The sequence below is a fragment of the Citrobacter sp. Ce119 genome (assembly GCF_030334525.1).
GTDB classification, from domain to species: domain Bacteria; phylum Pseudomonadota; class Gammaproteobacteria; order Enterobacterales; family Enterobacteriaceae; genus Citrobacter; species Citrobacter europaeus.
In genome coordinates, this window is record NZ_JAOWDR010000047.1 from 283,345 (window position 1) to 296,648 (window position 13,304).

The window sequence follows — 13,304 nt, forward strand, 5'->3', positions numbered from 1 at the left end:
TTTAATCCCGCGTGATTTGCATTGCTAACTGGATGGACACCGCCATGCTCTCAGACTTGGCTTTACCTGTCCAGGCAATATCAAACGCCGTACCGTGGTCTGCAGAGGTGCGAATAAACGGTAACCCGGCGGTGATATTCACCCCATCATAGAATCCAAGCAATTTTAGCGGAATATGCCCCTGATCGTGATACATCGCTACCACCATGTCGTACATTCCTTCGTGGCACTGCATAAATACCGTATCCGGTGGGCACGGCCCGGTGACATTTAGCCCCAGCGCCTGCATAGTCTGGATTGCGGGTCCAACTATTTTGATTTCTTCATCGCCAAAAAGACCATTTTCTCCAGCATGTGGATTCACCCCTGCCACCGCAATACGCGGATTTTCATACCCAACGCGACGCAGGAAATCATGTGCTACCTGAATAACAGTTTTCACCCGCTGTTCGCTGAGCGTATCCAGGAATTTTCGTAACGCAATATGGGTGGTGACATGGATGACTTTGAGCTGGTCGGTATACAGCACCATTGCATAATCTTTACTGTTGGTCAGTTGCGCCAGCAGTTCGGTATGCCCAGGATAATGATGACCCGCCAGATGTAATGCTTCTTTATTCAGAGGCGCAGTGGCTATCGCTTTAACTTCGCCATTCAGCGCCAACATCGTGGCACGCTTGATACAGCGATATGCCAGATCCCCGGCCTGTGCTTGCACTACACCGGGCTGGAGAGAATCTGGATCGGCAAGCGGTTCATCAATGACATTGATTACACCTGCGGCGAATTGCGCCTGGGCTACACTTTCAATCACCCGAAGTTCCGCTGGCGGTGTTATATTCAATGACTGGATCCGTCGCAGCGTCTGCACGCATCCAACAACAATGACCGGCGCGCCAGAAAGCTCTCCTTCCGCCAGTGATTTAAGAATGATCTCCGGTCCAATACCAGCCGGATCGCCCATGGTTACCGCAATAGTGTTATTCACTCATTTTCTCCTCAACATAATTCAAAACCTGACGCAAGGTCGTTTCGTCACCAAACCCCCCTGCCTTTGTCATAACCGGGCGCTGCCAGTATCCACCAACAAAATGACCATACGGCACGCACTGGGCCACACGGTCGCTGATACGAAATCCTGTTGCTCCGAGCGCTTCAGCAACCGCCATAGCAACATCGCCGCCAGAGAGATACAGCGCTGCGGGTGAGATATCATCAGCAACCTGTCGGGTAAGTTGCCCAAGGAACTGGCAGATTTTTTCGCCCAACTGAGCGCGACTTACCTGCCAGCGGGCGCAAAGATGCGGAATATGGTGCCGCGCATCAGTATCAGGACAAGTGTGAACAATGCAGTGTTTACCGGATGCCAGAACGCCAATGATGCGGGCGACGTACCCCGTCACAGCCCCCTTCAACATATCTTCGATATCAATGAATACCGTCTCTACCTGCGGGTTTCTGCGCACAACAGCAATCTGGCGTTGAGCAATTTCACTCATTGAGCCCACAATCGCCAGTAAACGCCGGGAAGATGCCGTCTGGATATGGCGAGCCAGTGCGTCACAGATTCCTGCTGACCCCACCAAAAGCGGCGTATCATTTCGCTCCATTGCTTCAACAACAATGGCATCGAGATCGGCATTACTCTGCGCATCAACCGCCCAAATTTGCGGCATATCAGCGGCAGGTTCTGTCAGGCGTTGCAAATAGTCAGTCAGTGACATAGCCCGGCATGTGATGGTGGTTTGTGCCTGAAGTACCGCACAAATATCAGCGCTAGCTACCGGGGTTTTCGGGTCACTGGCAAATTCGGTTTGGGTAACCGGGACACCGTTGATAAGGCAAAGACCTTCTTCAGTCGTCCGACCGGCCAGGGGAAACGCTGGCGCAACAATGGCCAGATTTTTACCGGTGACCTGCATTAACGCCTCAACTTCGGCCCCTGGGTTGCCACGTAATGTGGAATCCATTTTCTTTAGCCACAGCGCCCGCGAGTCTGCATGACAGGCAAGCGCTAAAGCTCTCACGCGGGAAGATGCCTGCGGTGCATCCAACGCACGACTATCACTGTTAACGACCAGTACGTCGGTCTCCTCGGTGGAGGGTAACGTGAAGGCGACATTCACCGTCATTCCCGTCAGCGCAAGGCTGACCCCCGCATCGTTCCCCCCGGTAAAGTCATCGGCGATAACCAGGATTTGCGGTCTAGCTACTTGTTTACTCATCCATGCTCCGGGTCGTTATGTGTTGTTAATGATTATATTCAATCACAATTGATTAAGTGTGAGCAAGCTCAAGTTATTCAGTTCCGAGATAAATTATAAATTTAGCCCATGATGTCATCGTTCCTGAATCACAGTGAGCGAATTCAATCACTCAAACAACAGGAGAATGTTGTGGCAACAATTAATAGCACCGTGATCAGCGGTTCGCATGCCATCCCCGCTCTGGAGCCATTACTGAGCGGTAAACGCCAGTTACTGCTGGTAACTGATGCAAATATTGTTCGACTGGATGCAGTAGCGCAGATCCGTACCCTGCTGGCTAATGATGGCCGTCAGGTGACACTGATTGATAACGTACCCGCCGAGCCGGGACATCATGACGTCAGCAAACTCGTCAAACGCGTGGCTGACCTCAATGTGGAAATGGTGATAGGCATTGGCGGCGGTAGCGTACTGGATGTGGCGAAACTGCTCTCCGTCTTATGTCACCCTGAGTCCCCGACGCTTGACGCCATGCTGGCAGGTGAAAAACCGCAACAACGTGTGACCTCCGTGCTAATCCCCGCCACAGCAGGCACGGGTTCAGAAGCCACTCCAAACGCGATACTGGCCATCCCCGAACAAAACACCAAGGTGGGTATCATCTCCCCGGTGCTGCTGCCGGATTATGTCGCCTTGCTACCGGAACTCACCACCAGTATGCCAGCGCACATCGCCTCATCCACCGGCATTGACGCGCTCTGTCATCTGATTGAGTGCTTTACAGCAACTATCGCCAACCCAATCAGCGACAACGCTGCGCTCATCGGTTTACAGAAATTGTTGAAAAACATCGAAACCTCGGTTAATGAACCGAACAATTTGCTGGCTAAACTGGAAATGCTGTGGGCGTCATACTATGGCGGTGTAGCGATTAATCACGCCGGTACACATCTGGTTCATGCGCTCTCTTATCCGCTGGGGGGGCGATACCATCTCCCACATGGTGTCGCTAACGCGATTCTGTTAGCACCCTGCATGAAGGTGGTTCGCCCTCACGCGGTCAACAAATTTGCCCAGGTCTGGGATCTGCTACCTGACGCCGATCGCACACTCAGCGCTGAAGAAAAATCTTTCGCGCTGGTGGAGTACTTCTCCGCGCTCGTGAAACGGCTCAACCTGCCCGACAACCTGGCAACGCTTGGCGTGCCCTCCACTGACCTTTCCGCGCTGGCCGATGCCGCGCTTAACGTAAAACGTCTTATGAACAACGCGCCCTGTCAGGTGAGCCATGACGATGTTAAGGCTATTTATCAAACACTTTTTCCAGAACTGATTACCAAAGGAGTGAATCATGAGTAAAAAAATCTGTGGCGTACTGACGGCAATCGTCACCCCTTTCGATAACGAAGGGGCATTAAACCTCACCGAACTCAAAAACCAGGTTAATCGCCAGCTAAACGCTGGAAACGGTATTTTCTGCGGCGGCACCAATGGCGAGTTTTTTGTACTTAACGAGGAAGAAAAAATAGCGGTGACCCGTACCTGCGTTGAGGAAGTTGCTGGACGGGCAAATGTGGTGGCGCATATTGGTGAAATCTCAACCCGTGAAACCATTCGTCTGGGTAAACAAATAGAAAAACTGGGCGTCGATGCCGTATCGGTGATTACCCCGTATTTTGTTCCGCTCAAACAGCAGGAACTGATTGCCCACTATACCGCGATTGCCGACGCGCTATCGGTGCCGGTATTTCTCTATAACATCCCGGCACGTACGGGTAACACCATTGAACCGGCAACCGCAAGAGTGCTGGCGGCGCATCCCAACATCATTGGCATCAAAGACAGCGCCGGTAGCTATGAAAGCCTCGGTGGATTCCTTGACGCCGTCAAAGATATTGAAGGTTTTGATGTGTTGAATGGGCCGGATTCGCTGATTCACCAGGGATTCGTTGACGGTTGTTCTGCCTGTATTTCTGGTCTGGCAAACGTGGCGCCAAAAGAAATTAATGCTATCTGGGCGCGATTCAAGGCCGGTGATATTGCCGGATCGCATGAGGCACAGGAAAGCGTCACGGGTTTGCGAACCGATCTCTATAAAGTTGCCTTCTCGCCCGCTGCAGTCAAAAAAGCGTTGCAAATCATGGGGCATGAGGTTGGCGCAAGTCGTTACGCTGTCACGTTTAACGCACAACAGGAAAATCTGATCCAACAGATTATCAATAACTATCTGCAATAACCTCTTTTACAGCGGCGGTAACGCCGCTTAACTAACAGGATTGTATTATGAACGTCATCTGTACTTCTCCGTCATTTGCCAAATACGATCGGCAGCCAATCGAGCAACTGCAGGATGCGGGTCTTAAATTAATCATGCTTCCCGCAGATATCGGACGAAAAGAACTCGAACCATACCTTGCAGACACGGTGGCGATGATCGTTGCCTTCACAGAGGTTAATGCTGAATTGCTGGCAGCGGCCCCTCAGCTGAAAATCGTCTGTAAGCATGGCGTCGGTGTCGATAACATCGACCTGGATGCCACCCGGGAAAAAGGCATTTACGTTACCAATGTGCCGGATGCCAACAAACATGCCGTCGCCGATTTTGCTTTTTCATTGATCCTTAACTGTGCTCGACAATTACCCGGTGCAATTGAGCAAACTCGCGCCGGAAATTGGCCACGTATTTTCGCCTCTGATGTCTATGGCAAAACCATAGGTATCATTGGGCTGGGCAACATAGGTAAACAGGTCGCGCTACGTGCCCGCGGTTTCAACATGCGCATACTGGCACACGATGCCTGGCAGGATGAGTCATTCGCCAAAGCAAATTGCGTTGAGTATGTCTCATTAGATGCTTTAACAGAAAACAGTGATTTTATTACCCTCCATACACCGCTAACCCCTGAAACAAAAAATCTCTTTGATTTGGCCCGCATGCAGAAAATGAAGAAAAGCAGCTATTTAATCAATGTTTCACGCGGTGGTGTCGTTAATGAAGAGGATCTGTTCCAGGCGCTGACTCAGGGCGTTATTAAAGGAGCTGCAGCCGATGTCTTTATACAGGAGCCCTGCAATTCACATCCTTTGTTTGCCCTTGAAAACTTTATTCCGACGGCGCACATCGCAGGATATACCGAAGGTGCGGTGAGCAATATTGGAGAGCAATGCGTACACAATATTATTGCGTGCGTCATACATCAACATAAGCCGCAAAACATTATGAACTCACTCTAAAAGAACGGTAAAAATGTACCCTTCATACTAAAACAATAAACATCTACCATGGGCCAAATATATGAATAATTTAGCTGAAAAATCCCGAATTCGCTGGTGGATTGCGGGATTAATGTGGCTTGCTATTGCAATTAACTATATTGACCGAACGGTATTATCAGCTGCTGCTCCGCATCTTATTGATGAGCTTAAGCTCGATCCCGAAATGATGGGGTTTATAATGGCAGCATTCTTTTGGTCATACTCCTTATTGCAAATACCTGCAGGCTGGTTCGCCGATCGCTTCGGCCAGAAAAAAGGTCTGGGCATTGCCGTAGCGTGGTGGTCAATAGCCACATCAATGATGGGGCTGGCCACTGGTTTTAAGTCGCTGCTGGCACTCAGACTGGCTTTGGGCGTGGGTGAAGCCGCTGCCTATCCAAGCAATGCGGGGATCGCCGCACGATGGTTCCCTGACAGAGAGCGAGCAACTGTTTCCGGGTTGTTTGACAGTGCCTCAAAATTCGGCGGAGCCGTTGCCATGCCGCTGATCGTCTGGATGATTTATCAATTCGACTGGCGATTAACGTTTCTTATTATTGGTAGCGTGGGAATTTTATGGGTCATTGCGTGGTATTTTATTTATACCGAAAACCCGGAAGATCACAAAAAAATCAGCCCGGCGGAAGTGAAACATATTCGCGAGGGGCAAAAACAGAAACATGGTGATAAATCTGTATTACCCATGCGATGGTATAAGTTGCTACGCTATCGCAATATCTGGGCAATGTGTATCGGTTTTTTCACCATCAATTACACTTCGTATTTCTTTATTACCTGGTTGCCGACCTATCTGGTAAAAGACAAAGGTATGGATTTTATCAAAATGGGTATGGTCGCGGCCCTACCATTGCTTTGCGGAATGGTGATTGAAGTGTTCGCAGGTTGGGCGTCGGATCGCATGGTACATAAACGGATATTATCGCTCACCGCTACAAGAAAATTATTCCTGACTATTGGTTTATTGATGGCTTTATGTATTGGTTTTGCCCCCTTTACTGACTCCGTTTTCATGACTGTCTTTTTACTGTGTGTAGCTAAATCAGGAACTACCGTCGCGGCCTCACAGGTCTGGGCATTACCAGGCGATGTTGCCCCCAAAAACAGCGTGTCGATTGTTGCCGGGTTACAGAATACCGTCTCAAACATGGGCGGTGCAGTCGGCCCGATTATTACAGGTGCAATCGTCGCTGCCACGGGTTCATTTACGTGGGCCCTTGTATTTTCCGCGGCACTCGTCGTACTGGGTATTTTGAATTACCTGTTTTTAATGGGCAAAGTCGAACCCATCGTTGACAGCGAGTATGACGCATTGTGCATGAACCAGGCACGACAGCATTAACACCTGCAATCACTTTGCTCTGTTTCCCGGTCAGTCATCGTACTGACCGGTTCCCCGAAAAACCGCCAAACATTCAGCAGAATAATGTGATATAAATCACGAAATGATTGTATTTTCGCCAGCAAACGTTTTAAGATCGTGACCTTACCTTTTCGCAGCTAATCCACCTATTTGATATGACAACAGACACTGTTTCCCGCAAGGTCGCGTGGCTACGGGTAGTTACGCTTGCCATTGCCGGTTTTATTTTCAATACCACTGAGTTTGTCCCTGTCGGTTTGCTGTCCGACATCGCACAAAGTTTTAATATGCAGACCGCGCAGGTCGGGATCATGCTGACGATCTACGCCTGGGTTGTGGCTCTGATGTCGCTGCCTTTCATGCTGCTTACCAGCCAGGTAGAACGCCGTAAACTTCTGATCTGCTTGTTTGTGGTGTTTATCGCCAGCCACGTACTCTCTTTCCTGGCATGGAATTTTACCGTGCTGGTAATTAGCCGTATTGGTATTGCTTTTGCGCACGCCATTTTCTGGTCGATCACCGCCTCGCTGGCGATTCGCCTGGCTCCTGCCGGGAAACGCGCGCAGGCGCTCAGTCTGATTGCGACCGGCACCGCGCTGGCGATGGTGCTTGGTCTGCCTATCGGGCGGATCGTTGGCCAGTATTTTGGCTGGCGCACCACCTTCTTCGCCATCGGTATGGGGGCGTTAGTTACCCTGCTTTGCCTGATTAAGCTCCTGCCCAAATTACCCAGCGAGCATTCTGGTTCATTGAAAAGCCTGCCCGTGTTATTTCATCGTCCGGCGTTAATGAGCCTGTATCTGCTGACAGTGATTGTGGTCACCGCGCATTACACGGCCTACAGCTATATCGAACCGTTTGTGCAGACCGTCGCCGGGCTGAGCGCAAACTTTGCAACCGTGCTACTGCTGGTTCTGGGGGGTGCGGGAATTGTCGGTAGCGTCATTTTTGGCAAGCTGGGTAATCAACATGCATCCGTACTGATTAGCAGCGCCATTGCCCTGCTGACGGTGTGCCTGGTGCTGTTACTTCCCGCCGCAAACAGCGAAATGCATCTGGCCGTCCTGAGTATATTCTGGGGCATCGCCATTATGTTGATAGGTCTGGGTATGCAGGTCAAAGTGCTGGCGCTGGCCCCGGATGCCACCGACGTCGCAATGGCCCTGTTCTCAGGCATTTTTAATATCGGTATAGGGGCTGGCGCGCTGGTAGGAAATCAGGTGAGTCTGCACTGGTCAATGTCTACGATTGGTTATGTCGGCGCAGTGCCTGCCGTTTTGGCGTTGATCTGGTCGATAATTATCTTCCGTAAATGGCCGGTATCACTGGAAGAACAGCCTCAACATTCGTAAAAAACCGTGCCCGGCAGGCCATGCCGGGCGCGTTGTTTTAAGCGTAAGTTTTAATGATTTCCAGCACGCCGTTAATAATAAACTGCACGCCCATACATACCAGCAGGAAGCCCATCAGACGGGAAATCGCCTCAATCCCGCCTTTACCGACCAGGCGCATAATCCCACCGGAACTGCGCAAACTGCCCCACAGGATCACCCCGACTGCCGCAAAAATAATCGGCGGCGCGACCATGATCACCCAGTCCGGAAACTCGGAACCATGACGTACGGTTGACGCCGAACTGATGATCATTGCAATCGTACCCGGACCGGCGGTGCTTGGCATGGCCAGCGGAACAAATGCAATATTGGCCGTCGGTTCGTCTTCCAGTTCTTCTGATTTGCTTCTCGCTTCCGGAGAATCATGCGCCTTCTGCTGTGGAAACAACATCCGAAAGCCGATAAACGCAACGATTAACCCACCCGCAATACGTAGCCCGGGAATCGAAATCCCAAAGGTGTTCATCACCAGTTGTCCGGCGTAGTAAGCCACCATCATGATAGCGAACACGTAAACGGACGCCATGAGTGACTGACGGTTACGCTCTGCGCTGTTCATGTTGCCGGCAAGGCCAAGGAACAACGCCACGGTGGTTAACGGGTTTGCCAACGGTAACAGGACTACCAGCCCCAGCCCTATTGCTTTAAACAAGTCCATCATAATGTCATCTTTCCTGTGCGTTAATCGTCAACGGCAAGTATACGGTGAAATCCGGGAGATAAGCCATTTTCGCGCTGTAAGGATTCATTTTTCATCTGCAGGTATAAACCATAATTATCAAACCGTTAAATTTCCACTCGCCAGGTGTTCGGCCTGATGATTTAGCAAAACGTGGCATTTGCCGACTCATTCATTTGACTTATATTTGCCTAAGCAATAATATCAGCCGTGACTAACTACTTGCCAGGGCAACCATTGTGAAAAGCACCAGTGATCTGTTTAACGAAATCATCCCACTGGGTCGTTTGATCTACATGGTTAATCAGAAAAAAGATCGTTTGCTAAACGACTATCTGTCACCGCTGGATATCACGGCATCGCAGTTCAAGGTGCTTTGCTCCATCCGTTGCGCGGTGTGCATCACCCCTGTCGAATTGAAAAAAGTGCTGTCTGTCGATCTCGGCGCTCTGACGCGGATGCTGGACAGACTGGCCTGTAAAGGCTGGATTGAAAGGCTTCCGAATCCACATGACAAGCGGGGCGTGCTGGTGAAACTCACCGAGCATGGCGCAGCAATTTGCGAGCAGTGTCATCAATTAGTAGGGCAAGACCTACACCAGGAACTAACAAAAAACTTAACGGCGGATGAAGTGACCACGCTTGAGCATTTGCTTAAGAAAATCCTGCCGTAAACAGAAAGAGGTATGACGATGTCCAGACGCAATACTGACACAATCACTATTCATAGCATTTTGGACTGGATCGAAAATAACCTTGAATCGCCGCTCTCACTGGAAAAAGTGTCAGAGCGTTCAGGTTACTCCAAATGGCACCTGCAACGGATGTTTAAAAAAGAAACCGGTCATTCACTGGGCCAATACATCCGCAGCCGTAAAATGACTGAAATAGCACAAAAATTAAAAGAGAGTAACGAGCCGATCCTTTATCTGGCGGAACGTTACGGCTTTGAGTCTCAGCAAACGCTGACCCGAACATTCAAAAACTATTTTGATGTTCCGCCGCATAAATACCGTATGACGAATATGCACGGCGAATCGCGCTATTTGCTTCCACTCAATCAATGTAATTGCTAATCGCCAGTTAACGACGTAACCGAGGAAATCATGAAACTTCTGTCTTATGCAATGCTGGCCCTGCTGTTTGTTGTTTCGGGCCAGAGCATGGCGGAACAGACCGCGCAGCCTGCCACACAAAACAGTCGCGACGCGATGATTATGCCGCCAGCGCACGATCAGTCCCCGTTCGATTTTAATCATATGGGTGCAGGCAGCGACAAATCCGACGAATTAGGTGTGCCTTATTACAATATGCGCAACCTGTGATTTTTTTGCCCCGTCACTGCGGGGCTTTTTTTATCCTCTCGCCTGCGCAGTCTTACGCAACCGAAAGCCAAACACATTGATATACAACCCCGCCATGATCAGTAACGCACCAAGCAGTTGCAATCCGGTCAGCGTTTCATCCAGCAGCACGGCCGCGCTCGCCAGTCCAACCACCGGTACCAACAGCGACAACGGCGCGACACGCCAGGTCTCATAACGCCCGAGTAAAGAACCCCAGATACCGTAACCCACAATGGTCGCCACAAACGCCAGATAGACCAGTGACAGAATGGTGGTCATATCTATTGCCACCAGACTTTGGGTAATTTGCGCCGGTCCATCGAGAAGTAATGAGGCCAGGAAGAATGGAACAACAGGAATCAACGCACTCCATACCACCAGCGACATCACGGCCGGGCGTGACGGGTGCTGCATGATTTTTTTGTTAAAGATATTACCGCAGGCCCAGCTTAGCGCCGCCGCCAGCGTCAGCATAAAACCGAGCATGCCGACATGCTGTCCGTTCAGACTGGCCTCAATCAACACCAGCACGCCAAAGACCGCCAGCGCAATTCCTACCAGTTGTTTACCCTGTAGACGCTCGCCAAAGGCAAATGCCCCCAGAATGATGGTGAAAAATGCCTGAGCCTGTAATACCAGAGAAGCTAGCCCGGCAGGCATACCGAATTTGATGGCGCTAAAGAGAAACGCGAACTGCCCAAAACTGATGGTTAGTCCATAACCGAGTAGTAGCGAAAGCGGTATTTTCGGACGGGCAACAAAGAATATCGCCGGAAACGCCACCAGTAAAAATCGCAGTCCTGCCAGCATTAAGGGGGGCATATTGTGCAGCCCCACTTTAATGACAACAAAGTTCAGCCCCCAAACCACAACGACCAGTAACGCTAATAACCCGTCTTTACGCGACATACCACCGCCCCTGCAAATATTAAATTTTTGTAAACAAGTTAAAGTAACGGAAATCGTTGTGCCGTAACAGATCATTAATTCAGGTAGGCCACACAGGGCGTTTTCGGACAACTTATTGAGTGTACATCACACTTTTAGCATGCTATTTGTTTTTGATATCTAAAAAAACATAACAACATGCATTGTCGGGCAGGAAAATGAATATCTCTTTGAGAAGGTCCACTCTCGCGTTACTCGCATCATCATTGTTATTAACGATTGGCCGTGGCGCCACGCTGCCATTTATGACTATCTACCTCAGTCGACAGTACAACCTGAGCGTCGACCTGATCGGTTATGCGATGACGGTCGCTCTGACCATTGGCGTGGTGTTCAGCCTTGGCTTTGGTATTCTGGCCGACAAGTTCGATAAAAAACGCTACATGCTGCTGGCTATCTGCGGCTTTGCATCAGGCTTTATTGCTATTCCACTGGTGCATAACGTGGTGGTGGTGGTTCTGCTTTTCGCTCTGATCAACTGCGCCTACTCCGTCTTCGCCACGGTTTTGAAGGCCTGGTTTGCCGATAACCTCTCCGCGACCAACAAAACGAAAATTTTCTCGCTTAACTATACCGTGCTGAACATTGGCTGGACCGTTGGCCCACCGCTGGGCACGCTGCTGGTGATGCAAAGCATTAACCTGCCGTTTTGGCTCGCTGCGGCTTGTTCAGCCCTACCACTGGTGTTTATCCAGACCTGGGTTAAACGTTCACCGGCAGCATCAGAAGGTTTAAACGCCGCGGTTTGGTCCCCCTCGGTACTACTACGCGACAGAGCATTATGCTGGTTTACGCTATCCGCATTCCTGGCGTCATTCGTTAGCGGCGCGTTTGCGTCCTGTATTTCACAATACGTCATGGTGGTTGCTGACGGCGATTTTGCCGAGAAGGTGGTGGCAGTGGTTCTGCCCGTCAACGCCGCTATTGTGGTATCACTGCAATATGCCTTCGGCCGCAGGCTCACCGCCACGAATATCCGACCGTTAATGACGGTGGCGACGCTGTTCTTTGTGGTTGGCCTGGTTGGCTTCACCTTCTCCGGTAATAGTCTGTTGTTATGGGGGATATCTGCCGCCTTTTTCACTATTGGTGAAGTTATTTACGCGCCAGGTGAATACATGCTCATCGACAACATCGCACCAGCTGGCATGAAAGCCAGTTATTTTTCCGCTCAGTCGTTAGGCTGGCTGGGCGCAGCGGTAAACCCATTAGTCAGCGGCGTCATTTTAACTACATTGCCGCCGTGGTCGCTATTTGTGGCGCTGATGGTCGCAATCATCCTTGCCTGGGCGCTAATGATAAAAGGCATGCGCACCAAACCCTGGGGACAAACAGCGGTCTGCTAATGAGTAAAGCGACAGAGCCGGAGCCGCTCTGTCGCATATTTCAAATGGCGACAAGTCCCCGGACGCCCTCGGTCTCCATATTTTTGCCGTCGCCGCTTTGAATAATACTGCCGCGCGACATAATCAGGTATTTATCGGCCAACTGCTGCGCAAAATCATAGAACTGCTCCACCAGCAAAATGGCCATATCTCCCCGGTGCGCCAGTTGAGAAATCACCTGACCAATCTCTTTAATCACTGACGGCTGGATCCCCTCAGTGGGTTCATCGAGGATCAACAGCTGCGGGCGACTTGCCAGCGCCCGTCCAATCGCCAGTTGCTGCTGTTGCCCACCGGACAAATCACCGCCCCGCCGGTGCTTCATCTCCTGTAAAACCGGAAAGAGCGCGTAGATATCATCCGGAACGCATCGGGCCTCCTGTGCTGAAAAACGGGAAAGGCCGAGCAACAGATTCTCTTCCACCGTCAGACGTGGAAAAATATCGCGCCCCTGTGGGACATACGCCACACCGGCCCTGACCCGCTGATGTGGTTTCCACTGAGTGACATTTTTTTCCTGCCAGAGCACGCTTCCACTACGGGCAGGAATAAGCCCCATCAGGCACTTCAGAAGCGTCGTTTTCCCCACGCCGTTACGCCCCAGCAGACATGTCACCTCGCCGATACGCGCGTCAAAGTTCACACCTCGCAGAATATGACTGCCACCATAATATTGATTCAGTTCTTTCACCTGCAGCATCTGCACCCC

14 protein-coding genes are annotated in these 13,304 nt (G+C 50.7%); 9 read left to right on the forward strand and 5 right to left on the reverse strand.

What is annotated here, in order from left to right; genetic code table 11:
- Nucleotide 1: 1 nt before the first annotated feature.
- Both OGV80_RS10065 and dtnK read right to left on the reverse strand, forming a co-directional pair.
- On the reverse strand, nt 2-988 hold the full coding sequence (locus OGV80_RS10065; protein ID WP_100194390.1) for a D-threonate 4-phosphate dehydrogenase: 987 nt from the start codon (nt 986-988) through the stop codon (nt 2-4).
- Nucleotides 981-2,225, reverse strand: a complete 1,245-nt coding sequence (gene dtnK, locus OGV80_RS10070; RefSeq protein WP_286514777.1) for a D-threonate kinase — start codon at nt 2,223-2,225, stop codon at nt 981-983. The genes OGV80_RS10065 and dtnK overlap by 8 nt, the downstream gene beginning before the upstream one ends.
- A gap of 171 nt (nt 2,226-2,396) precedes the next feature.
- Here dtnK and OGV80_RS10075 point away from each other — a divergent pair, with 171 nt between their 5' ends.
- The 5 genes from OGV80_RS10075 to OGV80_RS10095 all read left to right on the forward strand — a co-directional run bounded on the left by OGV80_RS10075 (nt 2,397) and on the right by OGV80_RS10095 (nt 8,195).
- Nucleotides 2,397-3,566 (forward strand): iron-containing alcohol dehydrogenase, encoded by a 1,170-nt coding sequence (locus OGV80_RS10075; RefSeq protein WP_043016350.1) that lies wholly within the window; start codon nt 2,397-2,399, stop codon nt 3,564-3,566.
- Complete coding sequence (locus tag OGV80_RS10080; RefSeq protein ID WP_087053269.1) at nt 3,559-4,443, forward strand: dihydrodipicolinate synthase family protein; 885 nt, start codon at nt 3,559-3,561, stop codon at nt 4,441-4,443. The genes OGV80_RS10075 and OGV80_RS10080 overlap by 8 nt, the downstream gene beginning before the upstream one ends.
- 47 nt (nt 4,444-4,490) lie before the next feature.
- Nucleotides 4,491-5,441 (forward strand): phosphoglycerate dehydrogenase, encoded by a 951-nt coding sequence (locus tag OGV80_RS10085; RefSeq protein ID WP_043016352.1) that lies wholly within the window; start codon nt 4,491-4,493, stop codon nt 5,439-5,441.
- Between the two features lie 61 nt (nt 5,442-5,502).
- On the forward strand, nt 5,503-6,822 hold the full coding sequence (locus tag OGV80_RS10090; protein WP_043016353.1) for an MFS transporter: 1,320 nt from the start codon (nt 5,503-5,505) through the stop codon (nt 6,820-6,822).
- Between the two features lie 176 nt (nt 6,823-6,998).
- A complete protein-coding gene (locus OGV80_RS10095; protein ID WP_047411323.1) occupies nt 6,999-8,195 on the forward strand; it encodes a sugar transporter in 1,197 nt (398 codons plus the stop codon).
- 37 nt (nt 8,196-8,232) lie between these two features.
- Here OGV80_RS10095 and OGV80_RS10100 read toward each other — a convergent pair whose 3' ends face one another.
- Nucleotides 8,233-8,898, reverse strand: coding sequence for a MarC family NAAT transporter (locus tag OGV80_RS10100; RefSeq protein WP_043016355.1), 666 nt, complete (start codon nt 8,896-8,898; stop codon nt 8,233-8,235).
- Between the two features lie 257 nt (nt 8,899-9,155).
- Between OGV80_RS10100 and marR the strand changes: the two genes are divergently transcribed.
- From marR to marB, 3 genes are read left to right on the forward strand one after another with little or no spacing between them, the layout of a single operon-like run.
- The gene (marR, locus tag OGV80_RS10105) at nt 9,156-9,590 is read left to right on the forward strand and encodes a multiple antibiotic resistance transcriptional regulator MarR (protein WP_016156485.1); all 435 of its coding nucleotides are present in this window, start codon (nt 9,156-9,158) and stop codon (nt 9,588-9,590) included.
- 18 nt (nt 9,591-9,608) lie between these two features.
- The gene (gene marA, locus OGV80_RS10110; protein WP_003032424.1) at nt 9,609-9,992 is read left to right on the forward strand and encodes an MDR efflux pump AcrAB transcriptional activator MarA; all 384 of its coding nucleotides are present in this window, start codon (nt 9,609-9,611) and stop codon (nt 9,990-9,992) included.
- A 30-nt stretch (nt 9,993-10,022) separates the two neighbouring features.
- Complete coding sequence (marB, locus tag OGV80_RS10115) at nt 10,023-10,241, forward strand: multiple antibiotic resistance protein MarB (RefSeq protein WP_003832934.1); 219 nt, start codon at nt 10,023-10,025, stop codon at nt 10,239-10,241.
- Nucleotides 10,242-10,271: 30 nt separating this feature from the next.
- Here marB and eamA read toward each other — a convergent pair whose 3' ends face one another.
- Nucleotides 10,272-11,171: an O-acetylserine/cysteine exporter gene (gene eamA, locus OGV80_RS10120; RefSeq protein WP_047411328.1), complete on the reverse strand. Its 900-nt coding sequence runs from the start codon at nt 11,169-11,171 to the stop codon at nt 10,272-10,274.
- 197 nt (nt 11,172-11,368) lie between these two features.
- Between eamA and ydeE the strand changes: the two genes are divergently transcribed.
- The gene (gene ydeE, locus OGV80_RS10125; protein ID WP_043016357.1) at nt 11,369-12,556 is read left to right on the forward strand and encodes an efflux MFS transporter YdeE; all 1,188 of its coding nucleotides are present in this window, start codon (nt 11,369-11,371) and stop codon (nt 12,554-12,556) included.
- Nucleotides 12,557-12,596: 40 nt separating this feature from the next.
- Here ydeE and urtE read toward each other — a convergent pair whose 3' ends face one another.
- Nucleotides 12,597-13,295, reverse strand: coding sequence for an urea ABC transporter ATP-binding subunit UrtE (urtE, locus tag OGV80_RS10130; RefSeq protein ID WP_043016358.1), 699 nt, complete (start codon nt 13,293-13,295; stop codon nt 12,597-12,599).
- Nucleotides 13,296-13,304: the final 9 nt, after the last annotated feature.

Bases quoted from the DNA above. Each gene is read 5' to 3' on its own strand.
- dtnK (WP_286514777.1), bottom strand. From the start codon at position 2,225: ATGAGTAAACAAGTAGCTAGACCGCAAATCCTGGTTATCGCCGATGAC.
- OGV80_RS10080 (WP_087053269.1), top strand. From the start codon at position 3,559: ATGAGTAAAAAAATCTGTGGCGTACTGACGGCAATCGTCACCCCTTTC.
- OGV80_RS10085 (WP_043016352.1), top strand. From the start codon at position 4,491: ATGAACGTCATCTGTACTTCTCCGTCATTTGCCAAATACGATCGGCAG.
- OGV80_RS10090 (WP_043016353.1), top strand. From the start codon at position 5,503: ATGAATAATTTAGCTGAAAAATCCCGAATTCGCTGGTGGATTGCGGGA.
- OGV80_RS10095 (WP_047411323.1), top strand. From the start codon at position 6,999: ATGACAACAGACACTGTTTCCCGCAAGGTCGCGTGGCTACGGGTAGTT.
- OGV80_RS10100 (WP_043016355.1), bottom strand. From the start codon at position 8,898: ATGATGGACTTGTTTAAAGCAATAGGGCTGGGGCTGGTAGTCCTGTTA.
- marA (WP_003032424.1), top strand. From the start codon at position 9,609: ATGTCCAGACGCAATACTGACACAATCACTATTCATAGCATTTTGGAC.
- marB (WP_003832934.1), top strand. From the start codon at position 10,023: ATGAAACTTCTGTCTTATGCAATGCTGGCCCTGCTGTTTGTTGTTTCG.
- eamA (WP_047411328.1), bottom strand. From the start codon at position 11,171: ATGTCGCGTAAAGACGGGTTATTAGCGTTACTGGTCGTTGTGGTTTGG.
- ydeE (WP_043016357.1), top strand. From the start codon at position 11,369: ATGAATATCTCTTTGAGAAGGTCCACTCTCGCGTTACTCGCATCATCA.
- urtE (WP_043016358.1), bottom strand. From the start codon at position 13,295: ATGCTGCAGGTGAAAGAACTGAATCAATATTATGGTGGCAGTCATATT.